29 protein-coding genes and 1 pseudogene are annotated in these 25,813 nt (G+C 73.8%); 14 read left to right on the top strand and 16 right to left on the bottom strand.

The features are described from left to right. Positions 1-324: 324 nt before the first annotated feature. A complete protein-coding gene (locus AC1UE5_RS00585) occupies positions 325-972 on the bottom strand; it encodes a TetR/AcrR family transcriptional regulator (RefSeq protein ID WP_482920114.1) in 648 nt (215 codons plus the stop codon). Positions 973-1,152: 180 nt separating this feature from the next. Here AC1UE5_RS00585 and AC1UE5_RS00590 point away from each other — a divergent pair, with 180 nt between their 5' ends. Beyond that, positions 1,153-2,532 (top strand): MFS transporter, encoded by a 1,380-nt coding sequence (locus AC1UE5_RS00590; protein WP_482920676.1) that lies wholly within the window; start codon positions 1,153-1,155, stop codon positions 2,530-2,532. 73 nt (positions 2,533-2,605) lie between these two features. Here AC1UE5_RS00590 and AC1UE5_RS00595 read toward each other — a convergent pair whose 3' ends face one another. Then, positions 2,606-2,989: a hypothetical protein gene (locus AC1UE5_RS00595; protein WP_482920115.1), complete on the bottom strand. Its 384-nt coding sequence runs from the start codon at positions 2,987-2,989 to the stop codon at positions 2,606-2,608. A 12-nt stretch (positions 2,990-3,001) separates the two neighbouring features. Further along, positions 3,002-3,508 (bottom strand): hypothetical protein, encoded by a 507-nt coding sequence (locus AC1UE5_RS00600; RefSeq protein WP_482920116.1) that lies wholly within the window; start codon positions 3,506-3,508, stop codon positions 3,002-3,004. A 131-nt stretch (positions 3,509-3,639) separates the two neighbouring features. On the opposite strand from AC1UE5_RS00600, the gene AC1UE5_RS00605 reads away from it, so the two are divergent. Next, positions 3,640-4,566, top strand: coding sequence for a diguanylate cyclase domain-containing protein (locus tag AC1UE5_RS00605; RefSeq protein ID WP_482920117.1), 927 nt, complete (start codon positions 3,640-3,642; stop codon positions 4,564-4,566). Between the two features lie 4 nt (positions 4,567-4,570). On the opposite strand, the gene AC1UE5_RS00610 is transcribed toward AC1UE5_RS00605, so the two are convergent. Then, positions 4,571-5,263: a metallophosphoesterase family protein gene (locus AC1UE5_RS00610; RefSeq protein ID WP_482920118.1), complete on the bottom strand. Its 693-nt coding sequence runs from the start codon at positions 5,261-5,263 to the stop codon at positions 4,571-4,573. Positions 5,264-5,271: 8 nt separating this feature from the next. Between AC1UE5_RS00610 and AC1UE5_RS00615 the strand changes: the two genes are divergently transcribed. Further along, the gene (locus AC1UE5_RS00615) at positions 5,272-5,868 is read left to right on the top strand and encodes a GNAT family N-acetyltransferase (RefSeq protein ID WP_482920119.1); all 597 of its coding nucleotides are present in this window, start codon (positions 5,272-5,274) and stop codon (positions 5,866-5,868) included. On the opposite strand, the gene AC1UE5_RS00620 is transcribed toward AC1UE5_RS00615, so the two are convergent. From AC1UE5_RS00620 to AC1UE5_RS00650, 7 genes are all read right to left on the bottom strand, one after another. Next, positions 5,858-6,265, bottom strand: coding sequence for a vitamin K epoxide reductase family protein (locus tag AC1UE5_RS00620; RefSeq protein ID WP_482920120.1), 408 nt, complete (start codon positions 6,263-6,265; stop codon positions 5,858-5,860). The two genes, AC1UE5_RS00615 and AC1UE5_RS00620, sit on opposite strands and share 11 nt — an antisense overlap. Further along, positions 6,262-7,023, bottom strand: a complete 762-nt coding sequence (locus AC1UE5_RS00625; RefSeq protein ID WP_482920121.1) for a DsbA family protein — start codon at positions 7,021-7,023, stop codon at positions 6,262-6,264. The genes AC1UE5_RS00620 and AC1UE5_RS00625 overlap by 4 nt, the downstream gene beginning before the upstream one ends. 34 nt (positions 7,024-7,057) lie before the next feature. Next, positions 7,058-7,888, bottom strand: coding sequence for an MmyB family transcriptional regulator (locus AC1UE5_RS00630; RefSeq protein WP_482920122.1), 831 nt, complete (start codon positions 7,886-7,888; stop codon positions 7,058-7,060). A 57-nt stretch (positions 7,889-7,945) separates the two neighbouring features. Next, positions 7,946-8,431 carry a hypothetical protein gene (locus tag AC1UE5_RS00635; protein WP_482920123.1) on the bottom strand — a complete coding sequence of 162 codons (486 nt, stop codon included), beginning with the start codon at positions 8,429-8,431 and terminating at the stop codon, positions 7,946-7,948. 20 nt (positions 8,432-8,451) lie between these two features. Continuing rightward, entirely contained in the window at positions 8,452-8,934 is a 483-nt protein-coding gene (locus AC1UE5_RS00640; protein WP_482920124.1) for a hypothetical protein, read from the bottom strand. An 84-nt stretch (positions 8,935-9,018) separates the two neighbouring features. After that, entirely contained in the window at positions 9,019-10,209 is a 1,191-nt protein-coding gene (locus tag AC1UE5_RS00645) for an epoxide hydrolase family protein (RefSeq protein WP_482920125.1), read from the bottom strand. Further along, on the bottom strand, positions 10,206-10,661 hold the full coding sequence (locus AC1UE5_RS00650) for a MarR family winged helix-turn-helix transcriptional regulator (RefSeq protein ID WP_482920126.1): 456 nt from the start codon (positions 10,659-10,661) through the stop codon (positions 10,206-10,208). The genes AC1UE5_RS00645 and AC1UE5_RS00650 overlap by 4 nt, the downstream gene beginning before the upstream one ends. 128 nt (positions 10,662-10,789) lie before the next feature. Between AC1UE5_RS00650 and AC1UE5_RS00655 the strand changes: the two genes are divergently transcribed. Next, positions 10,790-11,857 (top strand): FAD-dependent oxidoreductase, encoded by a 1,068-nt coding sequence (locus AC1UE5_RS00655; RefSeq protein ID WP_482920127.1) that lies wholly within the window; start codon positions 10,790-10,792, stop codon positions 11,855-11,857. Positions 11,858-11,862: 5 nt separating this feature from the next. On the opposite strand, the gene AC1UE5_RS00660 is transcribed toward AC1UE5_RS00655, so the two are convergent. Then, positions 11,863-13,122 (bottom strand): NAD(P)/FAD-dependent oxidoreductase, encoded by a 1,260-nt coding sequence (locus AC1UE5_RS00660; RefSeq protein WP_482920128.1) that lies wholly within the window; start codon positions 13,120-13,122, stop codon positions 11,863-11,865. Further along, positions 13,119-13,583, bottom strand: coding sequence for a universal stress protein (locus AC1UE5_RS00665; protein WP_482920129.1), 465 nt, complete (start codon positions 13,581-13,583; stop codon positions 13,119-13,121). The genes AC1UE5_RS00660 and AC1UE5_RS00665 overlap by 4 nt, the downstream gene beginning before the upstream one ends. A 50-nt stretch (positions 13,584-13,633) precedes the next feature. Here AC1UE5_RS00665 and AC1UE5_RS00670 point away from each other — a divergent pair, with 50 nt between their 5' ends. Then, positions 13,634-15,184, top strand: coding sequence for a GAF domain-containing sensor histidine kinase (locus AC1UE5_RS00670; RefSeq protein ID WP_482920130.1), 1,551 nt, complete (start codon positions 13,634-13,636; stop codon positions 15,182-15,184). Here AC1UE5_RS00670 and AC1UE5_RS00675 read toward each other — a convergent pair. Then, a complete protein-coding gene (locus AC1UE5_RS00675) occupies positions 15,139-15,789 on the bottom strand; it encodes a response regulator transcription factor (protein ID WP_482920131.1) in 651 nt (216 codons plus the stop codon). The genes AC1UE5_RS00670 and AC1UE5_RS00675 overlap by 46 nt on opposite strands. Before the next feature lie 17 nt (positions 15,790-15,806). On the opposite strand from AC1UE5_RS00675, the gene AC1UE5_RS00680 reads away from it, so the two are divergent. The 3 genes from AC1UE5_RS00680 (at position 15,807) to AC1UE5_RS00690 (ending at position 18,878) form a co-directional block, all read left to right on the top strand. Beyond that, the gene (locus AC1UE5_RS00680; RefSeq protein ID WP_482920132.1) at positions 15,807-16,877 is read left to right on the top strand and encodes an FAD-dependent oxidoreductase; all 1,071 of its coding nucleotides are present in this window, start codon (positions 15,807-15,809) and stop codon (positions 16,875-16,877) included. Between the two features lie 155 nt (positions 16,878-17,032). After that, entirely contained in the window at positions 17,033-18,253 is a 1,221-nt protein-coding gene (locus AC1UE5_RS00685) for a S8 family serine peptidase (RefSeq protein ID WP_482920133.1), read from the top strand. Positions 18,254-18,272: 19 nt separating this feature from the next. Beyond that, the gene (locus AC1UE5_RS00690) at positions 18,273-18,878 is read left to right on the top strand and encodes an alpha/beta hydrolase family protein (RefSeq protein ID WP_482920134.1); all 606 of its coding nucleotides are present in this window, start codon (positions 18,273-18,275) and stop codon (positions 18,876-18,878) included. Between the two features lie 26 nt (positions 18,879-18,904). Here AC1UE5_RS00690 and AC1UE5_RS00695 read toward each other — a convergent pair whose 3' ends face one another. Both AC1UE5_RS00695 and AC1UE5_RS00700 read right to left on the bottom strand, forming a co-directional pair. Then, complete coding sequence (locus AC1UE5_RS00695; protein ID WP_482920135.1) at positions 18,905-19,645, bottom strand: ABC transporter permease; 741 nt, start codon at positions 19,643-19,645, stop codon at positions 18,905-18,907. After that, positions 19,638-20,516 carry an ABC transporter ATP-binding protein gene (locus AC1UE5_RS00700; RefSeq protein ID WP_482920136.1) on the bottom strand — a complete coding sequence of 293 codons (879 nt, stop codon included), beginning with the start codon at positions 20,514-20,516 and terminating at the stop codon, positions 19,638-19,640. Before AC1UE5_RS00700 ends, AC1UE5_RS00695 begins: the two co-directional genes overlap by 8 nt. 27 nt (positions 20,517-20,543) lie before the next feature. On the opposite strand from AC1UE5_RS00700, the gene AC1UE5_RS00705 reads away from it, so the two are divergent. From AC1UE5_RS00705 to AC1UE5_RS00730, 6 genes and pseudogenes are all read left to right on the top strand, one after another. Further along, entirely contained in the window at positions 20,544-21,416 is an 873-nt protein-coding gene (locus tag AC1UE5_RS00705) for a Ppx/GppA phosphatase family protein (protein WP_482920137.1), read from the top strand. A gap of 35 nt (positions 21,417-21,451) precedes the next feature. Then, a complete protein-coding gene (locus AC1UE5_RS00710; RefSeq protein WP_482920677.1) occupies positions 21,452-21,892 on the top strand; it encodes a CHAD domain-containing protein in 441 nt (146 codons plus the stop codon). Then, positions 21,802-22,449 (top strand): annotated as a pseudogene (locus AC1UE5_RS00715) (CHAD domain-containing protein); the annotation flags it as partial. The gene AC1UE5_RS00710 and the pseudogene AC1UE5_RS00715, both read left to right, overlap by 91 nt. Next, complete coding sequence (gene ppk1, locus AC1UE5_RS00720) at positions 22,446-24,581, top strand: polyphosphate kinase 1 (protein WP_482920138.1); 2,136 nt, start codon at positions 22,446-22,448, stop codon at positions 24,579-24,581. The pseudogene AC1UE5_RS00715 and the gene ppk1, both read left to right, overlap by 4 nt. Before the next feature lie 46 nt (positions 24,582-24,627). Beyond that, entirely contained in the window at positions 24,628-25,221 is a 594-nt protein-coding gene (locus AC1UE5_RS00725; protein ID WP_482920139.1) for a ferritin-like domain-containing protein, read from the top strand. Next, entirely contained in the window at positions 25,218-25,784 is a 567-nt protein-coding gene (locus AC1UE5_RS00730; protein WP_482920140.1) for a ferritin-like domain-containing protein, read from the top strand. The genes AC1UE5_RS00725 and AC1UE5_RS00730 overlap by 4 nt, the downstream gene beginning before the upstream one ends. The last annotated feature ends 29 nt before the right edge of the window (positions 25,785-25,813 follow it).

Raw genomic sequence — 25,813 nt, forward strand, 5'->3', positions numbered from 1 at the left:
GCGCGCGTGGGTTCGCCCACGGCCCACACGGTCGCCCGGCCACCCGGTCGCCGCGGCCGCGTGCTTGCGGCGCCTGCGCCGCGCGGCGGGTGCAAGCGGCCGCACTGGTCCGTCGCGCGCGTCGACGCAACGCTCGCCGCACGGTGAGCGGCGAGCAGGTCGCGGTCATCGCGCTCCTGCGCCGCAGACCGACGCTCAGCGACATCTCGACGTCCGACGCGGCGCGAGATGTCAGGAACCGTCGGTCGTCCGTCGGCCCCGAGGCCCCCGCGGGACCAGCTCGCCCGGCGCTCACCGGCGGGCGACACGCCGACGCGGCGCGGGCTACGCGTCGGCGGCGGTGGGGAGCGGCGCGCCGGCCGGCAGCGGGGGCGCGGAGGTGTTGCGGAGGCCGTCGAGGGCGATCTCGATGTAGCGGCGCGCGTGGTCCTCGCCGAAGCTCTGGAGGACCGCGCCCATGCCGCACATGATCAGCGGGATGTCCTCCATCTGCGCGTCGGCGCGGGCGATCTTCGCCTCGCGGGCCGGCGCGAGCAGGTCCTCGACGATGTCCCGCAGGCCCGCGGCCTGCGCCGCGTCGGCGAAGCTGGAGGCCGGCTGGGTCGACGTGACCTGCGCGAGGCCGCGGTCGTCGATCTGGTCGTAGGCGCAGGCGCGCGCGTAGGTCGCAAAGCGCTCCCACGGATCCGCGTAGCTGTCGTCCGCGAGCGCCTCGCGGCCGCGCACCGCCATGCGCTCCATCTTGCTCTCGATGAGCGCGCGCACCAGCGCGTCCTTGGTGGGGAAGTGGCGGTACAGCGTGCCGACGCCGACGCCGGCGCGCTTGGCGACGTCGTCCATCTGCGCGTCGAGCCCGAGCTCCGCGAAGGCGCTCTTGGCGGCCTCCACGATCTTCTCGCGGTTGCGCCGGGCGTCCGCCCGGAGGGGCTTGCACGCGGCGGGCGTGGGCGGGGCGGTGGGCTCAGCAGACATCAGGACAGATTTTGGCAGGTAGTGGGTGGAACCGGAACTCCGCTTCCGTTACAGTACGTCGCGGAACCGGAACTCCGCTTCATCTTAGTCACTTGTCCTTCACATCTTCCAGGAGCCTGCTTCATGGCTGATCAATCCACACTCGAAAGCCGCAAGTGGTGGGCCTTCGCCCTGCTCGCCATGGCGCAGTTCGTCGTCGTCCTCGACGCGTCGATCGTCAACGTCGCGCTGCCGTCGATCGGCGCCGACCTGCAGTTCTCCCAGGACGACCTGTCCTGGGTCATCAACGCGTACACCCTGTTCTTCGGCGGCTTCCTGCTGCTCGGCGGCCGGATGGCCGACCTGCTCGGTCGTCGCCGCGTGCTGATGATCGGCCTCGCGCTGTTCTCGCTCGCATCGCTCGCGGGTGGTCTCGCGACCGACGACATCCAGCTCGTCGTCGCCCGCGCCGTGCAGGGCCTGGGCGCCGCGCTCATGTCCCCGGCGGCGCTGTCGCTCGTGACGACGATGTTCTCCGAGGGCGCCGAGCGCAACAAGGCGCTCGGGATCTGGGGTGCGGTCGCTGGCTCCGGCGGCGCGGTCGGCGTGCTGCTCGGCGGCGTGCTCACCGAGTGGCTGAGCTGGGAGTGGGTGCTGTTCGTCAACGTGCCGATCGGCCTCGTGGTGGCGTTCCTCGTCCCGCGCTGGGTCGCCGAGTCGCGCAACGACAGCGCGCACCGGTCGTTCGACCTCGCCGGCGCCGTCACCGTCACGGCCGGCCTCGCGATCCTCGTCTACGGCGTGGTCGACGCGGTCGACGCCGGCTGGGGCTCGACCCAGACCGTCGTGCTGCTCAGCGTCGCCGTGCTCCTGCTCGCCGCGTTCGTGGCCATCGAGGCCCGCACGAAGGCGCCGCTGATGCCGCTCGGGACGTTCCGCCTGCGGACGCTCAGCGCGTCCAACGTCGTCGGCCTGCTCATCGGCATGGCGCTGTTCTCGATGTTCTTCTTCATCTCGCTCTACATGCAGCGCGTGCTCGGGATGGACGCGCTGGAGGCGGGGCTCGCGTACCTGCCGCTGGCGCTGACGATCATCGTCTCGGCCGGCATCGCGTCGCAGCTCGTGACCAAGCTCGGCTTCAAGCCGGTGCTGATCTTCGGGCTCGCGCTCGTGACGATCGGCCTGGTGTGGTTCGCGCAGGTCTCGCCGGGCGGCTCGTACGTCGGCGACGTCCTGTTCCCGTCGATCATCGCGGGCGCCGGCCTCGGGTTCTCGTTCGTGCCGGTCACGATCGGCGCGGTCGCGGGCACGAAGCCGCACGAGGCGGGTCTCGCCTCCGGCCTCATCAACACCTCGCAGCAGGTCGGCGGCGCGCTCGGCGTGGCGATCCTCTCCAGCGTCGCGTTCTCCGGGATGCCCGCTGAGACCGCCGACCCGACCGTCCTCACGGACGGGTTCGCCGACGCGTTCCTCGTCGGGGCCGGGTTCGCCGCGCTCGGCGTGCTGGTCGCGACGTTCGCGATCCGCACGAAGGACAGCGAGGCGATGAAGAACGTCGAAGCCGCAGCGGTGGCGGTCTAGCCCCCCAGGCCGCAGGGCCATCGCGCGAGAGCGAGCGGCGGGCGCGCCCAGGCGCCCGCCGCTTTCGCTGTGCTCAGAAGGTCGCGTAGGCCGCGACCGCGGGCAGCCCGACGCTCATCGCGACGAACGACACCGCGGTGACCGCGCGGTACCAGAGCCGCTTCGAGGCTCCCGCGTCGAACGCGAGCGGGAGGAAGAGCAGCGGGTTGACGATCGTCCCGAACGCGACGAGCGCCGTGATCCAGCCCGGCCGGTCCGGCACCGCCAGCTCGACCGCGATGAGGATCAGCCCCATCATCACCCAGTCCAGGTGGATCTGCCGCAGGCGGCCGGGGTGCTTGATCCGCACGCGCGCGAGCAGCGCCGGCCGGTCGATCGACGCGGTGACGAGCCAGCCGGAGACCGCGCCGAGCGCGAGCGACCAGAGGCCGAGGGTGGCGAGCAGGCCGAGATCCATGGCGCGCAGACCCTACGCGGCCGGCAGCTCGAACTGCTCTTCGCCGAGCGTGAGCACGACCCCCTCGCCCGCGCGCGCGGCGAGCCCCAGCGGCAGGTCGGGGTCGTCGGTCGGGTAGAAGGCCATCGCGACTGAGCGGCCGGGGAGGATCTCCGCCAGCCGCGTGACGGCGCGGGCGATCGCGTCGACGCCGCCGAGCGGGCCGGTCAGCGTCGCGGAGAGCGCGGAGACCTCGAACGGCGGCAGCGGCGGGACGGGCTCGAGCCCCTCGGGCGCCGGCGCGTCGAGCGGCGTCGCGTGCGGCAGGTGGACCGTCCGCTCCGGCGGCCCCGGGTAGACGACCTCGATCGGCTCCAGCCGGCCGCACGACACGAGCACGGGCGACGCGTCCTCGCCCATGTCGACGACCGCCTGCACCTGCACCGCGTTCGCGACGTGGAGGAACTCGCGCAGCGCGACCACCGTCGCGTCGAGCTCCCCGACCGTCAGCACGACCTCGATCCCCACGTCCTCGGACACGCGCGGAAGCGTACGGGGGAGGGCGGCGCGAGGCTTCGACCGCTCTGAGCGGACATCCTGTCGCTGCCAGGCGTCCAACACCTGTCCAACGCGGCGGTGACCGTGGGGAGGTCTGGGCAGGATCGACGGGCATGAAGGTGCTCGTCGTGGAGGACAGCGCCGGACACGCCCACCTCGTCGCCGCCCAGCTCGGCGACGCGGCCCCCGGCGAGTTCGAGGTGCTGCACGCCGCCTCGCTGACGGAGGCGCTCGAGCTGCTGCTCGGCGTCGCCCACGTGGAGGCCCCCGACGTGATCCTGCTCGACCTCGGCCTGCCGGAGGCCGACGGCCTCGACACGCTCTCCCGGATCCGCACCGCCGCGCTCGGCGTCCCGGTCGTGGTCCTCAGCGGGCACGACGACGACGCCCTGGCCGCCGCGGTCGTGGGGGAGGGCGCGCAGGACTACCTCGTCAAGGGCATCGGCGGTCGCCCCCTCGCCCGCGCGCTGCGCCACAGCGTCGAGCGTGGCCGGCGGGAGCGGGCGCTCGCCCGCCGCGCGCTCCACGACGGGCTCACCGGCCTGCCGAACCGCACGCTCTTCTACGACCGACTACGTCAGGCGCTCAGCCGGCTCGGCCGCACGCAGTCGTGCCTGGCCGTGATGTTCCTCGACCTCGACCACTTCAAGCAGGTCAACGACGAGCGGGGGCACGCGGCCGGGGACGTCCTGCTGGTCGACGTGGCCGAGCGCCTGAGCAGCGCGCTGCGCGGCGGCGACACCGCGGCGCGGCTCGGGGGCGACGAGTTCGTGGTCCTCGCCGAGGACATCAGCGGCGTCGCCGAAGCGGGGGTGATCGCGCGCCGCCTGCACCGCAAGCTCGGCGTCCCGTCCTCGATGGGCGTCGCGCTGGCGACCGACCCGAAGGCCGACCCGCAGGAGCTCGTCCGGGCCGCGGACGCGGCGATGTACGTCGCGAAGGCGCGCGGCGGCGCGAGCGTCGAGGTCGTGTCCGGCGGCGACGACGACTCGGGCGAGGGGCCGCGCCTTCAGCGCGAGCGCCCGGTCCTCGGGCCCTGACGCCCTAGACCATCCGGGCGGCGCGGATGCGGGCGGCGACCGTCGCCGCCCAGCCCGCGCCGCCGAAGCGCTCCTCCAGCGCTGCCGCGCTCGCCTCGTGGTCGTAGGCGACGCGGCGGTGCTCGATGCGTCCGTCGTCGTGGAGCACGGCGTACGCGGCGCGGTGGTCGCCGTCGAACGGCATGCCGACCGAGCCCGGGTTCACGAGCTCGATGCCGCGCACGGCGGACACGCGCGCGAAGGGCAGGTGGGTGTGGCCGAAGATCAGCCGCCGCTCCTCGACGCCCTCCAGCAGCTCGGCCTCGTCGCCGGCGGGCTCGGGCAGGAACGAGCGCAGATCGCTCACCGGCGAGGCGTGCCAGCAGCGGGTCGCGCCGTCCTCCAGCGCGATCGAGGACGGCAGCGCGCCGAGGTCGGAGACGAGGGCCGCGGGGACGGCCGCGCGGAGGGCCGTGACGGCGCCCCGCGGCGGGTCGTCGGCCGGCGCCTCGTCGGGGAACGCGGCCCAGCGGTCGACGTTCCCGCGCAGCCACTGCGCCTGCGGGAGCGCGCGAAGGCGCGCGACGCACTCCTCGGGCCACGCCCCGAACAGCGCCACGTCGCCCCCGATCACGTACCCGTCGACCGGCGGCAGATCGCCCAGCACCGCCTCGAGCGCCGGCAGGTTCCCGTGGACGTCGTACAGGAGCGCGATCATGGGTGGTGATGGTGCCATTGATCGCCCGAGGCCCGAGCCTCACCCTCCGCTACCCCGAGCCCCGCGACGCGGAGGCCCTCTTCCGCCACGCGCAGGATCCCGACGTGACCCGCTGGTTCTCCTGGCAGTACGAGACGCCGGACGACGCGTTGAAGTGGATCGCCGGCCGGGAGGAGACGCGCGAGAGCGGCGCCTGGCTGGAGTTCGTGGTCGAGCATGCCGAGCTCGGCGTCACGGGCGTGACCGCGCTGACCGAGCCGAGCCGTCGCGACCGGCGCGCGGTGACCGGCTCGTGGTTCGGCAAGGAGCACTGGGGCACCGGCATCAACGCCGAGTCCAAGGCGCTGCTGGCGCGCATCGCGTTCGACGCCTGCCAGTGCGAGCGGCTCGGCTCCTACGCGAACATCCACAACGGCCGCAGCCGCCGCGCGCTGGAGAAGGTCGGGTTCGTCCACGAGGGGACGCTCCGCCGCTACCACCGCCACGGCGAGCAGTACCTCGACGTGGACGTCTTCAGCCTGCTGCGCGACGAGTTCCTCGCCAGCCCCGCCGCCGCGATCCCCGTGACGATCGAGGGCGAGGCGCCGCAGGCCTTCAGGCCTTGAGCACCTGCGTCGTCCAGACGATCGCCGACAGCGTCATCAGGGCCAGGCTGGCCAGGCACCACTGGCACGTGTGCTCGATCTCGAAGACCGACTCGTAGGTGAGGTAGACCGAGAAGCCGAACCCGACGACCGCCGTGAGCGTGCCGAGCATGCGCGTCAGCTCGGACCACAGGAGCGCGCACGCCAGCAGCGTGACGTACCCCAGCAGCCCGAGCAGCGCGACGGGGATGCCCGCGAGCTTCGACTGGTCCGACGCCTGGACGATCGCGCAGCCTCCGCCGCCCCCGACGCACACGGGATCGAGATCCGCGTAGTGCACGTACGTCAGGTAGCCCGCGACGCCGATGCCCAGCACGCTGAGCACGACGGCGGCGAGGCGGAGGCGCGCCTGGGTCACGAGCTGGTGCCGGCCGCTTCGAGGGCGTCGGCGATGGCCTGCGGCAGGTCCTCCGGGCTGTCGACGGTCTTCATCTCGCCGCCGCGCGGGCCGACGCGGAAGCCCGGCGTGCCCTTCAGCCCGGCTTCGGCGAAGCTCGTCGACGCAGCCTCCAGCTCCTTGGCCGCGTCGGCGCTCTTGGCGACCTCGGCCGCCCGGGCGTGGTCGACGCCGCTCTTGGCCGCGATGTCCTCGAGGAACTCGTCGGTGACGTAGCCGGAGTTCTCCTCGCCCTGGTCGGCGTAGAAGGCCTCGGCGAACTGCCACAGCCGGTTCTGCTTCTGGGCGCCGACCGCGAACTCGCCGGCGGTGACCGAGTCCGGCCCGAGGAAGCTCATGATCTTGAAGTCGAGCTGGACGTCGCCCGGCTTGACGTAGTCGCTGATGATCGGCGGCAGGTTCGTCGTCGAGAACTGCGCGCAGAACGGGCACTGGAAGTCGGCGTACTCCTCGACGACCACCGGCGCGCTGTCCGAGCCGAGCTTGGTGCCGCTCTGCGGGATGCCCTCGAGCAGCGCCACGCGCTCCTCCTCAGGCGGGGGGTCCTCGGTCCCGGACTGGCTGATCAGGACGGCGGCGACGACGATGACGGCCGCGGCGGCGAGGATGCCGCCCAGCGTGACGAGCCGCTTCTTGCGCGCGGCAGCCTGCTCGGCCTCGCGCTCGGCGGCGAGGCGGGCCTCCTTGGCCTGGGCCTTCTCCTCTGCACGTGAGCTCACCCAGAGCAAGGTAGGCGCGATCGTTAACGCCCGATCAGTGGTTCTCCGCAGTCGTCGTTGCGCCTTCCCGAAGCACCGCGGCCGTGTGCGGGTCTGCGGGGAAGAAGCTCTCGATCGCCAGCTCGGACAGCGTGATGTCGAGCGCGGTGCCGAACGTCGCGATCGTCGAGAAGAAGCTCAGCTCGACGCCCTCCGTGGTGCGCAGGCGCAGCGGGACGTAGAGCATGTCGGCCGCGTCGACGGCTGCGGACTTGGCCTGCTGGACGTTGGGGAGCGCGCTCAGCTCGTCGTGCAGCTCGGCGATCTCCGGGTCCTGCGACAGGAGCGCCTGGCGCTGGAGGCGCATCAGCAGGTGCTCGCTCCACTCGGCGAAGTTGACGATGCGCGGCGCCAGGCCGTCGGGGTGGAGGCTGACGCGGATCGCGTTGGCCGGCGGGCCGAGGAGCTCGGGCGCGACGCCGTCGCTCAGCAGCGCGAGCAGCGGCTGGTTGGCGGCGACGAGGTCCCACTTGCGGTCGACGACGGCGGCGGGGAACGGCTCGTGGCCGGCGAGGATCTTGTCGAGCGCGGCGCGGGCGGGGGTCATCGCTTCGTCCTCCAGCGGCGTCTCGGTGAAGTGGGGCGCGTAGCCGCCCGCGAGCAGCAGCGCGTTGCGGTCCCGCAGCGGGATCTCGAGGTACTCGGCGAGGTGGAGGAGGAGCTCCCGGCTCGGCTTGGAGCGGCCGGTCTCGACGAAGCTCAGGTGGCGGGCCGAGACGGCGGCGTCGAGCGAGACGTCGAGCTGGGAGAGGCGGCGCCGGCGGCGCCAGTCGCGGAGCAGCTCACCGGCCGTGGGCGGGGCGGTCTTGGTCTTCGTCGCGCTCATCGACGCTGACGGTAGACGGGCGACCGCGCCCGCTCCATGACCTGCGAGGTAACGCGGCTACCGCACGATGCGGAAGCCGAGCGTCTTCAGCGCGGCCTCCTCGTCCTCCGCCGCGGCGGCGATGCGCTTGTTGATCGTCTCCAGCGACGCCTTGATCTGCTCCTCGGTCGCGCCGCCCTGGGCCATCTCCACGAGACCCTGGTACTCGACGAGCCCGAGGTCGAACTCGCGGATCGCGGTGAGCAGCTGCTTCTTGCCGCGCTTGACCTTGGCCGAGACCGCCTTGGCGTCGGTCAGCGCGGTCTTGTACTTCCTCAGGCCCTCGCGCAGGGCGCCGGCGGCCTCAGCGGCGGCCGGGATGTCGGCGCTGCTCCGGACCTGCTGGTCGGCCTTGCGGAACGTCTCGGCCAGCGGGCCGACCCGCGCCTGGTGGCGCTTGACGACCTTGCGGACGCCGGCGTCGCTGGCCTCGGCGGGCCCTGCGGCGACGAGTCCGAACCCGAGCGCTGCGAGCAGCAGCGCGACGATCGGCAGCTTCCTCATGGTGCGACGTCCCTCCTGCACTAGTCGTCCTCAGGGAGGCCCAGCAGCTTCAGCGCCTGGTCCTCGAGCTTCTCGGCCTTCTCGAAGCGGCGCTCGAACTTCTTCTCGGCTGCCTCCAGCCCGGACTTGTCGCCCTCCTGCGCCTCCGCGATGAAGGTCTCGAAGTCCTCGAAGCCGCGGTCCAGCTCCTTGATCGCCGCCAGCAGCTTCGTGCGCGCCTTCTTGCCGTCGGCGCTGCTGCCGCTGGTGTTCGTCACGGCCTTCCTGTAGGCCGCGACGCCCTTGCGGACGTCCGCGGTCTCGCGCTTGACGTCCGCGAAGGACCCGCCGGACTCCAGGCTCTCGCCCGCCTTCTCGAACTCCTCCAGCAGCGGCTTGAGCTTCTTCTCGTGCTGCTTGATGACCTTGCGTAGGCCTGCGTCGCTGGCGTGCGCGGGAGCGGCGACCAGACCCAGACCCAGCACGCACAGCAGCAGCCCGACGAACGGCACCTTGGACCTCATTCGGTGAGAACCCCCTTGTGGTCGATGTCCTGCAGGCGGGTTCACCGGACCTGGCGCGCAGGAAACATCACCTGCGTCAGGGAGCTAGGTGCGTCCGGCGAACGTCCTGCGCAGGTCGGCGACCCACAGGTCGGGGATCTCCCACGGGATGAAGTGCCCGCCGCGGTCGTGCGCGGTCAGGTTGACGTGGTTGAACCAGTCCCCGCGGCCGCTGGCGACGAAGTGGGCGACGCGCTGCTCGGTCGTGACGCCCGGCGGGTTCTCGTGGGCGACGAACGTGATGCCCGTCGGCGCCTCGACCTGCGGGCGCCGGTCGTGCGCGGGCCGCCACGGGTGGCGGTTGTTGTTCGCGTACGTCCGCATCGACGTGCCGATGGTGCCGGTCGCCCAGAGGATCGTGGCGTGGGTGAGCAGCTCGTCGGGTGTGAAGACGGAGGTGACGTCGCCGCCGCTGTCGCTCCAGCTCGTCCACCGCTCCAGCACCCACGAGAGCATGCCGACCGGCGAGTCCGTGAGCGCGTGCGCGAGCGTGCTCGGCGCGAGCACGTGCGCGGCGAGGTGGACCGCGAACCGCCGCTCCAGCTCCAGCAGCCGTGCGCGGTCCTCGTCGGCGAGGTCGTCGGGGATCGCGCGCCCGCCCGCGACGTTCCACGCGCGGTCGCCGTTGAACAGCGTGAGCGGCATGCCGGAGCCGATGTGGATCGCGATGACCTGGTCGGCGTGCGCGTGGCCGAGCTGCGAGGTGACGAGCGCCCCGACGTCGCAGCCGGCCGCGAAGTAGCGGTCGTGGCCCAGGGTCTCCGTCATGAGCCGGTGGAACACGTCGGCGATCGTGGAGAAGCTCATGTCGGTGCGGGTGAGCGGCGCGGAGAAGCCGAAGCCCGGCAGCGACGGGACGAGCACCTCGAAGTCCTCGGCCAGCGCGTCCACGACCTTCGACCAGTGCCAGAACGTCCACGGCCACCCGTGGCTCAGGATCAGCGCGGGCGCCCCGGGGCGCTTCGCCGGCACGCGCATGAGGTGGACGGGCGTCCCGTCGACCTCGACCAGGTGGTGCGGGTAGCGGTTGATCTCGGCCTCGGCCGCGCGCCAGTCGAACGCGTCGCGCCAGTGGTCGGCGAGCGCGCGCAGATCGCTGCGGCGGACGCCGAACGCGGCGTCGTCGTGGCCGGCGTCGTCGGTCCAGCGCGTCTGCTCCAGCCGGCGGCGCAGGTCGGCGAGCGTCGCGTCGGGGACGTGGATCGGGCGCTCGGGGAGGGGGAACGGGGTGCTCATGCGCGGGCGCCTTCGTGGGCGGCGGCGCTGAGCGTGGCGAGCCGGGCGAACGCGGGCAGCGCCGCGGCGAGCGCGCGCCGCTCGGCCGGCTCCAGCGCGTCGAGCAGCGGCTCCAGATGGGCGACGCGGTCCGCGCGGCGGCGGTCGACCAGCCGGCGGCCGGCGGCGGTGATGCGGACGACCACCGCGCGCCCGTCCGTCGGGTCGGGCGCGCGCTCGACGAGGCCGTCGGCCTCCAGGCGCGTGACGATCTGCGAGATCGCCGGCTGGGTGACCTGCTCCTCGGCGGTCAGCTCGCCGAGGCGCTTGGGGCCGTGGTGGCGGAGCGTGTGCAGGACCGAGAGCGTCGAGAAGCTCAGCCGGTCGACCCGCGCGAGGCGGATGAAGGTGCGGTTGAAGTCCTCCACGACGGCGACGAGCTCCTGCGGAGACAGCTCCTTGCTGGACGGCATGCCTCTGAGTTCTATCACGAATTTCTATAAATCCGTGATGGGGACCCACTCTCGGTCCGTAGTCCGCCGCAGCCGGTCGGCGGGGATCGGCGGATCTGCACGCGGCGCGACTGGACGATCCTGGTGCCATGCCGTTCCGTGTCGTCGTCGTGGGGGGTGGGTTCGCCGCCGCCGAAGCCGTGCTCGCGCTGCGGGCCCGGGCGGGCGAGGGCGTCGGGCTGGCGCTGACGCTCGTCGCGCCGAGCCGCGACCTGCCGTTCCGCCCCGCCGCGACCGTCGGTCCCCACGTGCCCGCGTTCGACCTGGAGGCGCTGTGCCGCGACACCGGGGCGACGCTGCGGATCGACGTCGTGGAGGCGGTCGCGCCCGCGGTCGGGCGGCTGCGGATGGCGTCGGGCGCGACGCTCGAGTACGACGCGCTCGTGCTGGCCGTCGGCGCGCGGGCGCGGGTCGCGGTGCCCGGCTCGGTCACGTTCCGCCGCGCGCCGGCGTCGTGGCAGGGCGTGGAGCGGCTCGCGCTCGCGGTGCCCGCGGGCGTGACGTGGAGCCTGCCCGCGTACGAGGTCGCGCTCGGCGCGGCGTCGGCGGGCGTGGACGTCACGGTCGTGACGCCCGAGCGCGCACCGCTGGAGATCTTCGGGCCGGCGGGGGAGGCGGCGATCGCCGAGCTGCTCGACGCCTACGACGTGCGGGTGCTGCGCGCTTCGCGGCCGGCGCTGGTGGAGCGAGGCGCGCTGCGGCTCGCGGACGGCGACCGGGTCCCCGCCGACCAGGTCATCGCGCTGCCCGCGCTGGCGGGCCTGCGCGTCGCGGGCGTGCCGGCGACGTTCGGCGGGTTCGTTCCGGTCGACCCCTACGGCCGTGTCGAGGACGCCGACGGCGTGTGGGCGGCCGGCGACGTGACCGCGTTCCCCGTCAAGCAGGGCGGCATCGCGGCCCAGCAGGCCGACCGGGCCGCGGCCGACATCGTCGCCCTCGCGGTGGGGGAACCGGCGCCGTCGGCGGCCGACGCGCCGCCGCTGACGCTGCGCGCGCGGCTGCACGCGCCGGGCGACCCCGTGTTCCTGCGCGTCGACCTGGACGCGCGCGGCGCGCCGCTCCCCGGCACCGACGAGGTGTCGGCCGAGCCGCTGTGGTGGCCGCCGGGCAAGGTCGCGGCCACCCACCTCACGCCCTGGCTCGCGGCGCGAGCCTGAGCGGCTCAGTCCAGTTCGAGCAGCTCGAGGTGCCCCTCGGGCGCGGAGTTGATCGCGATGCGGCGGCGCGGCTTGTGGGGCGCGGGGTCGACCGGCTTCTCCACCTCGACGCCCGAGTCCGCCGGCGGCGTCGGGACGGCGGTGCCCTCCTCGCGCTGCCACAGCAGCGGCGCGAGGCGGTGGCCCGCGACCTTCGTCGGCGGCCACCACAGCGCGTGCTCGGCGACCGTCTCGCCGACCTCTGGCGTGTCGGAGCCCTCGACCGCCGCGCGCATCCACCGCTGGCCGTCGCCGGTGAGCAGGATGCCGCGCAGCACGGGGCGGAAGGGCTGGACGTCGACGTCCGCCCCCGCGGCGGCCGCGATCGCCGCGCCGGCCACGTCGGCCTGCTGCGACGCGATGCCGCCCTGCTTGACCGAGAAGTTCGTCCCGTCGCCCGCGGCCCACACGCCGTCGACGCCGACGACGCGCTGCTGCTCGTCGACCGGGATGAAGCCCGCGTCGTCCGCGGGCAGGCCCGCGACCGTGGGCCCGCGCAGCTCGGGCAGCGCGACGACGCGGTCGACGGGCAGCGTCTCGCGCGCGGCGCCGAGGTCGAGCGACGGGACGCGCGACGAGGGCTCGACCGCGGTCGACGTGACGACGGTGATGTTGCGCTCGGCGAGGAGGGCGATCAGCGCGCCCGAGGCGGCCTCGCCGAACAGCTGGAGCGGCGCCTCCTCCGGCGTGACGACCGTGATGCCGACCTCGTCGCCCAGGCCGAGCGACGCCGCGCGCTCCGCGGTCATCAGCGCCAGCTCGTACAGCGGGAGCGGCCACGAGGCGCCGGCCGGGGCGACGAACGCGATGCGCTTCGCGTAGCCGCTCTCGAGGTCCTCCAGCACGCCGTGCATGCCCTCCGCGTCCTGCGGGCCGGCGAAGGTGACCGCGTGGGGGAGCGCCGGCTCGGGCCGCGCGCCGATCGCGACGAGCAGCGCGTCGTACGCGTGCGTCTGGCCGTCGTCGGCGGTGACGCACTTGCCGGCCGTGTCGACCGACGCGAGCCGCCCCGGCACGAGGGCGAAGCCCGCGTCCTTGGCGAGGTCGCTGAGCGCGTGGCGGGGCGCCTGCTGCCGGCCGAACGCGTCGCGCACGGACAGCGCCCGGATCTCGAACGTCTCGTCCGGGGCCAGCATCGTCACGTCGACGTGACCGCCGCCCAGCTCCTTCAGGGTGAGCGCGGCCTCCAGCCCCGCGACGCCGCCTCCCGCGATCAGCACCTTCATGCAGTCTCCTCTCCGAGTGCCGCGACCGCGCGCGGCGGGATGGCCAGGATCGGGACGTCCGACTCCCGCAGGAGGTCGTGGGCGACGCTGCCCAGCAGCGCGCCGACCCGGCCCCGGCCGTGCGTTCCGACGACGATCTCGACCGCTCCGTCGCGGTGCGCGACCTCGAGCAGGCCCTTCGCGGGCGACGCCGCCCCCACCGCGAGCGCGCTCCACCGCACGCCCTCCAGCTCAGCGGGCACGTCTGCCTTCAGCGCCGCGAGCGCCTTGTCAGCGACGCTCGCGTGCTCGCGCATCAACGCGTCCGCCGCGCCTCCCTCGAGGTGCCCCGGCGGCAGCTCGTGCACCGCGACGACGACGAGCAGCGCACCGGCCGCAGCCGCCCGGCGCGCCGCGAAGCGCACGGCCGCGCGGGACGAGGGGGAGCCGTCGTACCCGACGACGAGAGCGGGATCGGCCATCTGCCTCGCACGGTATCGAGGCCGACCACCCTGTGGTTGACTGCGCCCTGATGGACCGCTTGGAGCGCCTGCTCGACGCGGGTCGCACGCTCGTCGCCGAGCTCGACCCCGACACCGTCCTCGACCACCTGCTGGAGATCGCCCGTGAGCTGACGGGCGCGCGGTACGCCGCCCTCGGGGTGCTCGACGAGCGGCGCACCGAGCTCGCGCAGTTCCACACGCGCGGGATCGACGCGGAGACGCACCGGACCATCGGCGACCTGCCGCGCGGGCGGGGCGTGCTCGGGCTGCTGATCGAGGACCCGCGGCCGATCCGCGTCCCCGACGTCACCCGCCACGCGCAGTCGTACGGCTTCCCGCCCGGGCACCCGACGATGACGACGTTCCTGGGCGTGCCGGTGCTGATCCGCGGCGAGGTGTGGGGCAACCTCTACCTCACCGAGAAGGAGGGCGGCGGCGAGTTCACCGACGGCGACGAGCACTCCGCGGTGACGCTCGCGGCGTGGGCGGGCATCGCGATCGAGAACGCCCGCCTGTACGGGGGCGCGGAGAAGCGGCGCGAGGAGCTCGAGCGCGCGGTCCGCGGCCTGGAGGCGACGACGGCGATCGCCCGCGCGGTCGGCGCCGAGACGCGGCTGGAGAAGGTCCTGGAGCTGATCGCCAAGCGCGGCCGCGCGCTGATCGACGCGCGCCACGTGACGATCGCGCTGCAGGAGGGCGCCGAGCTGGTCGTCGCCGCGAGCGCGGGCGAGGAGGTCGCCGCGCCGCTCGACGACGCCGCCGCGCTGCTCGTCCCGCTGACGTTCCGCGCGCGCCCGGTCGGGATGCTCGCGGCGCTCCCGCGCGACGGCGGCTTCGGGGGCGAGGAGGAGCAGCTCCTGACGGCGTTCGCGGCGAGCGCGGCGACGGCGGTCGCGACGGCGCGGACGGTCGAGCGCGACCGGCTCCGCCACGCGCTGCAGGCCGCCGAGGAGGAGCGCAAGCGCTGGGCGCGCGAGCTGCACGACGAGACGCTGCAGGGCCTCGGCGCGCTGCGCGTCGGGCTGGCCGCCGCGGCGCGCGAGCCGGACGCCGAGACGCTGCGCGAGCACGTCAGGGCCGCGGTCGACCAGATCCAGGGCGAGATCGCGAACCTCCGCGCGATCATCACCGACCTGCGCCCGGCGGCCCTCGACCAGCTCGGCCTCGAGCCCGCGCTGGAGGCGCTCGTCCGCCGCGTCGCGCAGGTCGAGGGGCTGGAGGTGACGACCGCGTTCGCGCTCCGCCCGCTCGACCCCGACGTCGAGACGACCGTCTACCGGCTGGTGCAGGAGGCGCTGACGAACGTCACCCGCCACGCCCGCGCCACCAGCGTCCACATCGCCGCGCGGATCGAGAGCGGCCGCCTCGAGCTGGAGATCGCCGACGACGGGCGCGGGTTCGACCCGGAGGCGAGCGTCAGCGGGTTCGGGCTGCAGGGCATGCGCGAGCGGGCCGCGCTGGCGGGCGGCGTGCTCACGATCGAGTCGAGCGGCGAGGGGACGAGCGTGCGCGTGGCGATGCCCGCCCGCCTCGATCAGGACGAGGAGCCGGTCTCCACCAGGCCGTGGTCGAGCGCGTAGCGGACGAGCTCGGCGCGCGTCGTCCGTCCCAGCTTCTGCTGGATGTGCGCGCGGTGCGTCTCCACGGTGCGCACGCTGAGGTACAGCTGGCCCGCGATCTCGGTGTTCGTGTGGCCGAGCGCGATGAGCTTGAGGATGTCGACCTCCCGCTCGCTCAGCCCGCCGGGCGGGCCGACGGGGCCGGCCGGTGCCGTGGCCAGACGCGCGCCGAGCGACGGGTTGACGTACGTGCGGCCCTCGCGGGCGGCGTGGATGGCCTGGACGAGCTCCTCCTCGGCGGCCTCCTTGAGCACGTACGCGGTCGCGCCGTTGGAGAGCGCCTCGCGGGCGAACTGCGGGTCCTCCTGCATCGTCAGGACGACGATGTGGGTGCCGGGCGAGGCCTCCAGGAAGCGGGGGATCGCGGGCAGGCTCGGCTCGCCGGGCATGTTGAGGTCGAGCACGAGGACGTCCGGCTTGTGGCCGAGGACGTAGCGCAACGCGCTGTCGACGTCGCCGGCTTCGGCGACGACCTCCATGCCGCTCTGCGCGAGCAGCAGCTTCAGTCCGGAGCGGACGACGGCGTGGTCGTCGGCCAGGACGACGGTGAGCGGATCGTCGGGCAAGTGTCAGAGTGTGCCGGGTGAGCGCAAGGATCGTCATCGCCGGCGGGGGCCTGGCCGGAGTGGAGGCCGCGCTGGGCCTGAAGGAGCTCGCCCCCGCGGACACTCGGATCGCCATCGTCGCGCCGGCGCAGGAGCTCGCCCACCAGGTGCTCGACGCGCCGTGGACCATGAGCGGCATCGTCCGCCACCCGCTCGCGCTCGTGTGCGAGCGGCTGGGCGTGGAGCTCGTCCGCGACGCCGTCGTGGGCGTCGACCCGGACGCGCGGACGCTGACCCTGCAGGGCGGCGGCACGCTGGCCTACGACGAGCTGCTCGTGGCCGTCGGCGCGCGGCGTGTGATGTCACTCGACCACGCCGTGGTCTTCGGCTCGGCGCTCGACGTGCCGGCGGTGCAGCGCATCCGCGACCTCGTGCAGGGCGGCGAGGCGCGGCGGGTCGCGACCGTCGTGCCGCCCGGCGCCGCGTGGTCGCTGCCGTCGTACGAGGCGGCGATGCGGGCGGCCGACGCGGGCGCCGAGGCCGTGGTCGTCACGCCCGAGCCGCGGGCGCTCGACGTCTTCGGCAGCGCCGCGGCGCGCGTCGAGGACGTGCTGTCCGGCGCCGACGTGGAGGTCGTGTACGGGACCGCGGTCGACACCGAGCCGGGCACCGTGGTGCTCCAGGACGACCAGCGCGTGCACGCGGACGTGATCGTCGCGCAGCCGTGGACGCGCGGCCCGCGCATCGACGGGCTCCCGTGCGACGACGAGGGCTTCCTCCCGACCGACCCGTGGGGGGCGGTCGACGGCGTGGCGCACGTGCACGGCGCGGGCGACGGGACGACGTTCCCCATCCGCCAGGGCGGCCTGGCCTGCCAGCAGGCGGCGGTCGCCGCGGCCTCGATCGCGCACAGCCTCGACCCCAGCGTGCCCCGCGAGCCGCTGCGCCCGATCGTCCGCGGCGCGCTCCCGACCCCCGACGGCGCCGTCTGGCTCGAGCACGACCTCTCCTCCGGCGAGGCCCGCTCCTCCGACCAGCCCCTGTGGGACCCGCCCTCCCGCATCGCCGGCGTCCGCCTGCCGGCCTTCCTGGCCTCGCTCGGCGCGTAGGCGTCGCGGGGGCGCCGCGCGCCGCGAAGCTCCCACCGGCGAGCAAACCGGGGGCACCTTCTCGCGCGGCGTGCTTGCCTACCCGGAGCGGCGGGGGTGCTGTGGGTTGCGCCTGCCCGCTGCGCAGGGACAACGAGCAGGGGAGAAGGACCACGATGCACCACCGCATCGCACGGGTCATCGCGACCACGGCCGCCGTCGCGGCGGTCGCCGCGGTGCCCGCAACGGCCTCGGCGCAGGCGGCCGAGAACGTGATCGTGAAGTTCAAGCCGGGTGTCGTGTCGACCGCGACGTCGTCGCTGCTGGGCGCCGCCGACCGGATCGGGACGGTGCGCGGGCTCGGCGCGACGGTCGTGCGCACGGGCGACGCGTCGGCGCTGATCGAGCGGCTGAGCGCGAGCGGGCTGGTCGAGTACGCCGAGCGGGACCGGACGCTCCGCGTCACCGCGACGCCGAACGACCCGCGCTACCGCGAGCTGTACGGCCTCCACAACACCGGCCAGACCGGCGGCACGGCCGACGCCGACATCGACGCGCCCGAGGGGTGGGACGTCGCGGGCCTGTCCGCGTTCCCGTCGACCGGCGGCGCGAAGGTCGGCATCGTCGACACCGGCATCCTCGCCACCCACGAGGACCTGGCCGGCAAGGTCGCGAACTGCGCCCAGGCGTACAGCGCGATCCCGATCATCGCGCCGACGCTGCGCGAGGGGTCGTGCAGCGACGACAACGGCCACGGCACGCACGTCGCGGGCACGATCAGCGCCAACGCGAACAACGGCCGCGGCGTCACCGGCGTCGCGTTCAACTCGCCGCTGGCGATCTGCAAGGCGCTCGGCGGGCCGCTCGGCAGCGGCTCCACGTCCGGCGTGGCGAGCTGCGTCACCTGGCTGGCCGACCGCGGCGCGCGGGTGATCTCGATGAGCCTCGGCGGCGGCGCGTCCTCGACGCTCCAGCAGGCCGTCGACTACGCGGTCTCGCGCGACGTGCTCGTGATCGCGGCGGCGGGCAACGACGGCGACGCGACGCTCAACTACCCGGCGGCGTACGCGAACGTCGTCAGCGTCGCGGCGACCGACGACACCGACGCGCGCGCCTCGTTCTCCAACGCGAACGCGGACGTCGAGGTGGCCGCGCCGGGCGTCGACGTGCTCTCCACCTACAACGGTGGCAGCACGTCGTACACGACGCTCTCTGGCACGTCGATGGCGACCCCGCACGTCTCCGGCGTCGCGGCGATCATCCGCACGCGCAGCCCCGCGATCTCGTGGTCCGCGGCGCGGGCGAAGCTCGACGCGTCGGTCGACGACCTCGGGCCCGCCGGGCGGGATCCGTCGTTCGGCTTCGGCCGGGTGAACCTCGTGAAGGCGGCCGGATGACGCACTAGCCTCACGCCGCGTGGACGTCCTCGACCTCGACACGCCGCACGGCCCCGCCCGGGCGCACGTGCACGAGGTCGAAGCGCCACGCGGCGTGGTGGTGCTCGGCCACGGCGCGGGCGGCGGGGTCGGCGCGCCCGACCTCGTCGCGGCGACGCAGGTCGCCACCGGCCTCGGCGCGGCCGTCGTGCTGGTCGAGCAGCCCTACCGCGTCGCGGGCCGCAAGTCGCCCGCGCCGGCCAAGCAGCTCGACGCGGCGTGGGAGGCGATCGTCCCGCAGCTCCCGCACACGGGCGAGGTGCCGCTGATCGTGGGCGGCCGCTCCTCGGGCGCCCGCGTGGCGTGCCGGACGGCGGGCGCGGTGGGCGCGGCGGGCGTCCTGTGCCTCGCGTTCCCCCTCCACCCGCCCGGCAAGCCGGAGAAGACGCGCCTGCCCGAGCTGGAGCCGGTCACCGTCCCGGTCCTGATCGTCCAGGGGGAGAGCGACCCGTTCGGCATGCCGCCGGCGGCGCCCCCGCTGCGTGAGGTCGTCGCGATCAAGGGCAACCACAGCCTCCGCAGCGACAAGGCCGCGCTCACCGGCGCGATCTCCACCTGGCTCGAACGACGTCTTCGACCCGCATAGCGAGTCGAATCCGTCGACGCCGGGCCTTAGGAGCGCTTGGCTTCCCAGGCGAAGCCGCGGACCGCGAGGAACGCGCCCGCCAGCGTCCAGAGGCCGATGATCGTCAGGTCCGACCACGAGACGTTCCCCGTGATCATCGCCCCCGACAGCCCGTCGATGAGGTGCGTCAGCGGCAGCGCCTCGGCGAAGTCGCGCAGGAACGCGGGCGAGTCGTCGCCGTCGTAGAAGACGCCCGAGATCGCGATCAGCGGCAGGAAGACCGCGTTGACGTACGCCGGCGCGGCCTCCGACGACGGGACCGCGTGCGCGAGCGCCACGCCGAGCAGCGCGAAGCACGCCACCCCGACGCCGCCGAACACCACGAGCGCGCCCCAGTCGCGCGGCCAGCCCGTCGAGAAGATGACCTCGCCCGCGACGATCACGATCGCCAGCTGCACCACCGCGTTCGTCACCGCGTGCGCGCCCAGCGCGCTGAGGTACGCGCCGGTCGGCATCGGCGTCCCGCGCAGGCGCTTGAGCATCCCCGTCTCGCGCAGCGCGACGAGGTTGTGGGTGATCGCCACGAACGTCGTGGAGACGACCGACATCCCGGCGATGCCCGGCACGAGCACGTCGAGGTCCTCCTGGTCGCCCGCGTACAGCCCGCCGAACAGCGCGAGGAAGAGCAGCGGCAGGAGGAAGTTGAAGAACGCCGCGCTGGGGTTGCGCCAGAACATCCGGCGCTCCAGCCGGTACTGCCGCCAGCCGACCCGGACCGCCTCAGCCATCGGCGCCGGCCTCCACGAGCTCGTCGCCCTCGACCAGCTCGAGGTAGACCTCCTCCAACGTCGGCCGCGTCACCGAGATGTCGCGCAGCGCCTCGCCGTGGGCGAGCGCCTCGGACGTCAGCTGGTGCAGCAGCGCGGTCGGGTCGTCGGTCTCGCGCCCGTGCAGCTCCCCGTCGCCGTCGCGCCACGCGACGCGGTAGCGCGTCCCGCCGCTGTCGAGCTCCGACGGCGCGCCGGTGGCCAGCACGCGCCCGTCCTTGACGATCGCCACCCGGTCGCAGAGCGCCTGCGCCTCGTCGAGGTAGTGCGTCGTCAGCAGCACGGTCTTGCCCAGCTCCGCCAGCGACCGCACGGTCTGCCAGGCGGCCCGCCGCGCGGCGGGGTCGAAGCCGGTGGTGGGCTCGTCGAGGAAGATCAGCTCGGGGTCGCCGACCAGCGCGAGCCCGAAGTCCAGCCGCCGCAGCTGGCCGCCTGAGAGCCGCTTGGTCCGCACGTCGGCCTGCTCCTCCAGACCGGCCAGCGCCAGGACCTCGTCGACCCCGCGCGGCCGCGGGTACAACGACGCGAAGTGGGAGAGCAGCTCGCGGACGGTCAGATGGCGGGGGACCCCGCCGCCCTGGAGGACGATGCCGACGCGGCGGCGCAGCTCGGCCGGCCGGCGGCCCGGGTCGTGGCCCAGGACGGACACGATCCCGGACGACCGCTCGCGGTAGCCCTCGAGGATCTCGACCGTCGTCGTCTTGCCCGCGCCGTTGGGGCCGAGCAGGCCGAAGACCTCGCCGCGCGCCACCTCGAAGTCGATCCCGCGGACGGCGACGTGCTTGCCGTACGACTTGTGAAGATCTCGGACGAGGATCGCGGGCGCATCCACCGCGCTTAGAGTAGGACCACCCACGGAATGCTCGGCGCCTGCATCGACATCGGCTCGAACACCACCCGGCTCCTGGTGGCGGAGGTCGAGGACGGCCGCCTCCGGGAGGTGCTGCAGCAGCGCGCCTTCACGAAGCTGGGGGCGAAGGGCGGCATCACGCCGGAGAAGGTCGCCGTCTGCGCCGAGGCCGTCGCCACGCAGGTGAGGGTCGCACAGGAGCTGGGCGTCACGTCGCTCCGGGCCGTCGGCACCGCCGCGATCCGCACCGCCCCGAACCGCGACGACCTGCTCGCGGCGATCGAGGAGCAGGCCGGCATCACGGTCGACGTCCTCACCGGCGAGGAGGAGGCGCACTACGCGTTCCTCGGCGCGACGCACACGCTCGGCCATCTGCCGCTGGGCGAGGTCGGCGTCGTCGACGTCGGGGGCGGCTCCACCGAGCTGGTGTGCGGCACGCTGTCCGAAGGCGTGAGCTGGTCGGTCTCCTTCCGCGTCGGCTCCGCCTTCCTCGCCGACCACTACCTGCACGACGACCCGCCGTCGCTGGCCGACCTGGAGCGCGTCCGCCAGCACGTCGCCGGCGTCTTCGAGGGGCTCGACGCGCCGCAGCCGCGGGTCGTCTACGCCGTGGGCGGGAGCGCGACGTCGCTGCGCAAGCTCGTCGGCGCGGTGCTCGACCACGAGACGCTCCAGCGCGGCGTCCGGCTGCTCGCCGAGCTGCCCGCCGCCGAGGTCGCGCGCAAGTTCGAGCTGCACCCCGAGCGCGTCCGGCTCCTGCCCGCCGGGATGCTGCTCCTCGACGCCGCGGCGGACGTGCTCGGCGCGCCGATGCAGATCGCCAAGGGCGGCCTGCGCGAAGGTGTGTTGCTCTCGGCCCGCGAGCGGGCAAAGGCGGCGTGATGGCCAAGGCCGCCGACGTCCCCCTCCGCCCCGACATGACCTTCCGCGAGGCCGCCGCGCTCACCGTCGCGGTCCGCGCCGCCGAGCTGTGGGAGCACAGCGAGGGCGTGCTCGACACGTCCGACATCGAGCGCGTGCACGCGATGCGGGTCGCCACGCGCCGCCTGCGCGCGGTGCTCGAGATCTTCCAGCCCGCCTTCCCGCGCAAGCCGCACCGCGAGGCGCTGCGGGAGGTCAAGCGGCTGGCCGACGCGCTCGGCGAGCGCCGCGACCCCGACGTGCAGCTCGAAGCGCTGGCGGCGCTGGAGGCGGCGATGGGGGAGGCCGAGCGGCCCGGGCTGGAGGAGTTCGCGACGCGCATCCGCTCCGAGCAGACGGGCGGCAACGAGCAGCTCGCCGCCGCGCTCCAGCACGCCGAGGACGTCGACCTGCGCGGCCAGCTCCAGGCGCTCGTGGCCGAGGTGTCGGTCCCGTGAAGGCGCGCCGCGTCAAGGGGATCGACCCCGACGGGACGGTCATCGACAACGCCGAGCGCATCGTCGCGGTGCGGCTCGACGAGCTGGTCGCGTTCACGCCGGCGGTCTTCGATCCCGACGAGGTCCAGGCGCTCCACGACATGCGCATCGCCGCCAAGCGCTTGCGCTACGTCCTGGAGGTCACCGCCGACCTCTTCGGCCCCTACGCGCCCGAGGCGGGCAAGCGGACGAAGGAGCTGCAGGACCTGCTCGGCGAGATCCACGACTGCGACGTGCTCGTCCCGCGCATCGAGGCCTTGGTGGAGGAGCTGCGCGACGAGGACGTCGCGCACGTCGTCACCGAGGCCGGCCGCAAGAAGCAGCTCGACCCCGCGCTCGCCGCGACCGCGCCGCACGCTGCGTCCTACCGCGGCCTCGAGGTCTTCGTCGTCCACCTGCGGGCGCGCCGCGAGCAGCTGTTCGCCCGCTTCCTGTCCTTCTGGACCGAGCTGGAGCGCGAGGGCTTCCGCGCGCGGCTCGAGTACGCCATCTCCGAACGAGCGACCCCCACCCCATGACCACCCACGCCGAGCCGCACCACGCCGGAGAGCACGAGCCGCACGAGCCGCACCGGCGGACCGTCGACCTCGCGTCCAGCGACCTCTACTTCAACCGCGAGCTCTCGTGGATCGACTTCAACGCGCGCGTCCTCGAGCTGGCCGAGGACGACGGCGTGCCGCTGATGGAGCGGCTGAAGTTCGCCGCCATCTGGGAGTCGAACCTCGACGAGTTCTTCATGATCCGCGTCGCGGGCGTCCACGACCAGATCGACGCGGGCCTCGACGAGCCGGGCGCGGACGGTCGCACGCCCAAGCAGGTCCTCGCCACCATCCGCCAGCGGCTGCTGGAGCTGGGGCGGCGCCACGACCGCGTGCTCACCGACCGGCTGCTGCCCGCGCTCGCCGACCACGGCATCCGGGTCGTCAAGTGCGCCGAGCTGACCGACGAGCAGCGCGCGGACCTCGCGCGCCGGTTCGAGCGCCAGATCTTCCCCGTCCTGACGCCGCTCGGCGTGGGGCTCGGGCGGCCGTTCCCCTACATCTCGAACCTGTCGCTGTCGCTCGGCGTCATCGTGCGCGACCCCCAGACCGGCCAGCGCACGTTCGCACGCGTCAAGGTGCCGACCGAGATGCTCGACCGCTTCACGCGCGTCGACGACGAGGGCCTGATCCTCGTGCCGCTGGAGGAGGTGATCGCGTCGAACCTCGACCAGCTCTTCCCGGGCATGGAGATCGTCACGTACGGCTACTTCCGCGTGACGCGCGACGCGGACTTCGAGATCTCCGACGAGGCGGACGACCTGCTGGAGGCGGTGGAGACCGAGCTGCGCCGGCGCCGGTTCGGCGAGGTCGTGCGCGTCGAGCTGGCCCAGGGCATGGCGCCCGAGCTGCGCCAGCGCATCATCGAGGCGCTCGACGTCGACGAGTCCAAGCAGGTCTACGAGATGGACCGCCTGCTCGACGCGGGCGACCTGTGGCAGATCGTCGGGCTGCCCGGGTTCAACGAGCTGCGCGACCCGCCGTGGACCCCGGTCACCCAGCCGCGGCTGCAGGGCGACGAGGGCGACGTGAACATCCTCGCGGCGATGCGCGAGGGCGACATCCTCGTGCACCACCCGTACGACTCGTTCAACACGTCGGTGGAGCGGTTCGTCGAGCAGGCGGCGGCCGACCCGGACGTCCTGGCGATCAAGCTCACGATCTACCGCACCTCCGACGACACGCCGCTCGTCCCCGCGCTGATCAAGGCGACCGACCGCGGCAAGCAGGCGGTGTGCCTGGTGGAGCTGAAGGCGCGCTTCGACGAGCAGGCGAACATCACGTGGGCCCGGGCGCTGGAGCAGTCGGGCGTGCACGTCGTGTACGGCCACCCGTCGCTCAAGACGCACGCCAAGTGCGTGCTCGTGGTGCGGCGCGAGGGCGACGGCGTGCGCCACTACGTCCACATCGGGACGGGCAACTACCACCCGAAGACCGCGCGCCTCTACACCGACTTCGGCCTCTTCACGTGCGATCCCGAGCTGGGGTCCGACGTCGCCGACATGTTCAACTTCCTCACGGGCTACGCGCGGCCGAAGGGCTCGAACAAGGCGCTGCTCGCGCCGTCGCACCTGCGCGACGGCATCCTGCGCGAGATCGAGAAGACGATCGCCGCGCACGAGGAGGGCAAGCCGGCGCGGATCGTCATGAAGATGAACTCGCTCGTCGACCGGCGGTGCATCCGCGCGCTGTACCGGGCGTCGCAGGCGGGCGTGCCGGTCGATCTCAACATCCGCGGCATCTGCTGCCTGCGGCCGGGCGTCGAGGGCGTGTCGGAGAACATCAACGTCGTCTCCGTCGTCGGCCGGTTCCTCGAGCACTCGCGGATCTTCGCCTTCAAGCGCGGCGACGAGACGCGCGTGCTGATCGGCTCGGCCGACCTCATGCCGCGCAACCTCGACACGCGGGTCGAGCTCGTGGTGCCGGTGGAGGACCCGGAGCTGCGCGCGGACGTGCTCGACGTGCTCGACCGGTCGCTGCACGACGACACCAACGCGTGGGAGCTGGGGGACGACGGCTCGTGGCGGCGGCGGGAGCCGGGCCCGGAGCCGCGCTCGGTGCAGCGCGAGCTGATGATCGGGCACGCCGCGCGCGCGGCCGAGGCGCAGTAGGCCGGCGGGGCGTCCCGCCCGCTCCGGCGCGTAACCTCTGCGCGCGATGTGGACGCGCAAGGGCATCCTCGCCGCCGGCGGGGCGGCTGTCGCTGTCGCCGCCGGCTGCGGCGGTGAGGACGACGAAGAGCGCCAGCGCCGCGCGCGCACGGCGGCCGACCTGGAGATCGTGCGGTTCCTGCTGCGCGTCGAGCGGGTCGCGTCGGCGTTCTGGGGCGACGTGGCGCAGCGCGACGCGCTCGCCGAGGCGGGGGCGGCGGGCCTGGCGGCCGACCTGGCGCGCAACGAGCGCGGCCACGTCGAGCTGCTGGAGCGCTACGAGCGCCGGCTCGGCGGCCAGCCCAGCGCGGCGCCGACCACCGACTTCGCGTCCGTCTTCGCGGCCGGGCCGAGCGAGGTGCTGAGCACCGGCGCGGGCCTCGCCAACCTCGCGGCCTCGGCGTACATGGCCCAGCTCAACCGGGTGCAGGACCGGACGCTGCTCGGCTCGATGCTCGCGATCCACACCGTCGAAGGGCGGCAGGGCGCGGCCGTCAACCGCGTCGCGGGGCTCGCCGACGGCGTGTTCCCGGACGGCGCGTTCGCGGAGCCCGCCACGATGGCCCAGGTCCGCTCGCGCCTGCGGAGGTACGCGACATGAAGGTGACCCGCGCCTCCTTCCTCGCCTGGTCGGCGGCGGCGTCCGCGTCGCTCGTCGTCCCCGGTCGGGCGTTCGGCGACATCCGCGACGACCTGCGGGTGCTCGGCTACCTGCTCACCGTCGAGTACGTGCAGGCGGCGATGTACCGCGACGCGCTCAAGCAGGTGCCGGGCATCGACGCGCAGAACCGCGCGCTGCTGGAGACGATCCGCGACCACGAGATCGAGCACGTCGACGCGCTGCGGGCGACGATCTCCGACGCCGGCGGCAAGCCCAACGACCGCCCGCGCGTGGACTTCGGAACCGAGCTCGACACGCTCGACGGCTTCCTCAAGCTGGCCAACACGCTGGAGGACACCGGGGTCAGCGGCTACAACGGCGCGGCACCGGCGTTGGAGAACGAGGACTTCGTCGCGGCGTTCGCCTCGATCGCGCAGGTGGAGGCGCGCCACGCCGCGGTCATCCGCATGCTGCGTGAGAAGCCGCCCGCGCCGCTCCCGCTCGACAAGGCCTCGAACGAGACCGCCGTGCGCCAGGCCTACGGGCCATACACCGTGGAATAGAGGAACACGGTTTCGTGTAAACGAACCGG

The sequence above is a fragment of the Parviterribacter multiflagellatus genome (genome assembly GCF_056863265.1).

What these genes read in the sequence shown, in the direction of transcription:
- AC1UE5_RS00585 (WP_482920114.1), bottom strand. Translation starts at nt 972, where the DNA reads ATGTCTGCTGAGCCCACCGCCCCGCCCACGCCCGCCGCGTGCAAGCCC.
- AC1UE5_RS00590 (WP_482920676.1), top strand. Translation starts at nt 1,153, where the DNA reads ATGGCGCAGTTCGTCGTCGTCCTCGACGCGTCGATCGTCAACGTCGCG.
- AC1UE5_RS00595 (WP_482920115.1), bottom strand. Translation starts at nt 2,989, where the DNA reads ATGGATCTCGGCCTGCTCGCCACCCTCGGCCTCTGGTCGCTCGCGCTC.
- AC1UE5_RS00605 (WP_482920117.1), top strand. Translation starts at nt 3,640, where the DNA reads ATGAAGGTGCTCGTCGTGGAGGACAGCGCCGGACACGCCCACCTCGTC.
- AC1UE5_RS00610 (WP_482920118.1), bottom strand. Translation starts at nt 5,263, where the DNA reads ATGATCGCGCTCCTGTACGACGTCCACGGGAACCTGCCGGCGCTCGAG.
- AC1UE5_RS00615 (WP_482920119.1), top strand. Translation starts at nt 5,272, where the DNA reads ATGGTGCCATTGATCGCCCGAGGCCCGAGCCTCACCCTCCGCTACCCC.
- AC1UE5_RS00630 (WP_482920122.1), bottom strand. Translation starts at nt 7,888, where the DNA reads ATGAGCGCGACGAAGACCAAGACCGCCCCGCCCACGGCCGGTGAGCTG.
- AC1UE5_RS00635 (WP_482920123.1), bottom strand. Translation starts at nt 8,431, where the DNA reads ATGAGGAAGCTGCCGATCGTCGCGCTGCTGCTCGCAGCGCTCGGGTTC.
- AC1UE5_RS00640 (WP_482920124.1), bottom strand. Translation starts at nt 8,934, where the DNA reads ATGAGGTCCAAGGTGCCGTTCGTCGGGCTGCTGCTGTGCGTGCTGGGT.
- AC1UE5_RS00645 (WP_482920125.1), bottom strand. Translation starts at nt 10,209, where the DNA reads ATGAGCACCCCGTTCCCCCTCCCCGAGCGCCCGATCCACGTCCCCGAC.
- AC1UE5_RS00650 (WP_482920126.1), bottom strand. Translation starts at nt 10,661, where the DNA reads ATGCCGTCCAGCAAGGAGCTGTCTCCGCAGGAGCTCGTCGCCGTCGTG.
- AC1UE5_RS00655 (WP_482920127.1), top strand. Translation starts at nt 10,790, where the DNA reads ATGCCGTTCCGTGTCGTCGTCGTGGGGGGTGGGTTCGCCGCCGCCGAA.
- AC1UE5_RS00660 (WP_482920128.1), bottom strand. Translation starts at nt 13,122, where the DNA reads ATGAAGGTGCTGATCGCGGGAGGCGGCGTCGCGGGGCTGGAGGCCGCG.
- AC1UE5_RS00665 (WP_482920129.1), bottom strand. Translation starts at nt 13,583, where the DNA reads ATGGCCGATCCCGCTCTCGTCGTCGGGTACGACGGCTCCCCCTCGTCC.
- AC1UE5_RS00670 (WP_482920130.1), top strand. Translation starts at nt 13,634, where the DNA reads ATGGACCGCTTGGAGCGCCTGCTCGACGCGGGTCGCACGCTCGTCGCC.
- AC1UE5_RS00685 (WP_482920133.1), top strand. Translation starts at nt 17,033, where the DNA reads ATGCACCACCGCATCGCACGGGTCATCGCGACCACGGCCGCCGTCGCG.
- AC1UE5_RS00695 (WP_482920135.1), bottom strand. Translation starts at nt 19,645, where the DNA reads ATGGCTGAGGCGGTCCGGGTCGGCTGGCGGCAGTACCGGCTGGAGCGC.
- AC1UE5_RS00705 (WP_482920137.1), top strand. Translation starts at nt 20,544, where the DNA reads ATGCTCGGCGCCTGCATCGACATCGGCTCGAACACCACCCGGCTCCTG.
- AC1UE5_RS00710 (WP_482920677.1), top strand. Translation starts at nt 21,452, where the DNA reads ATGACCTTCCGCGAGGCCGCCGCGCTCACCGTCGCGGTCCGCGCCGCC.
- ppk1 (WP_482920138.1), top strand. Translation starts at nt 22,446, where the DNA reads ATGACCACCCACGCCGAGCCGCACCACGCCGGAGAGCACGAGCCGCAC.
- AC1UE5_RS00725 (WP_482920139.1), top strand. Translation starts at nt 24,628, where the DNA reads ATGTGGACGCGCAAGGGCATCCTCGCCGCCGGCGGGGCGGCTGTCGCT.
- AC1UE5_RS00730 (WP_482920140.1), top strand. Translation starts at nt 25,218, where the DNA reads ATGAAGGTGACCCGCGCCTCCTTCCTCGCCTGGTCGGCGGCGGCGTCC.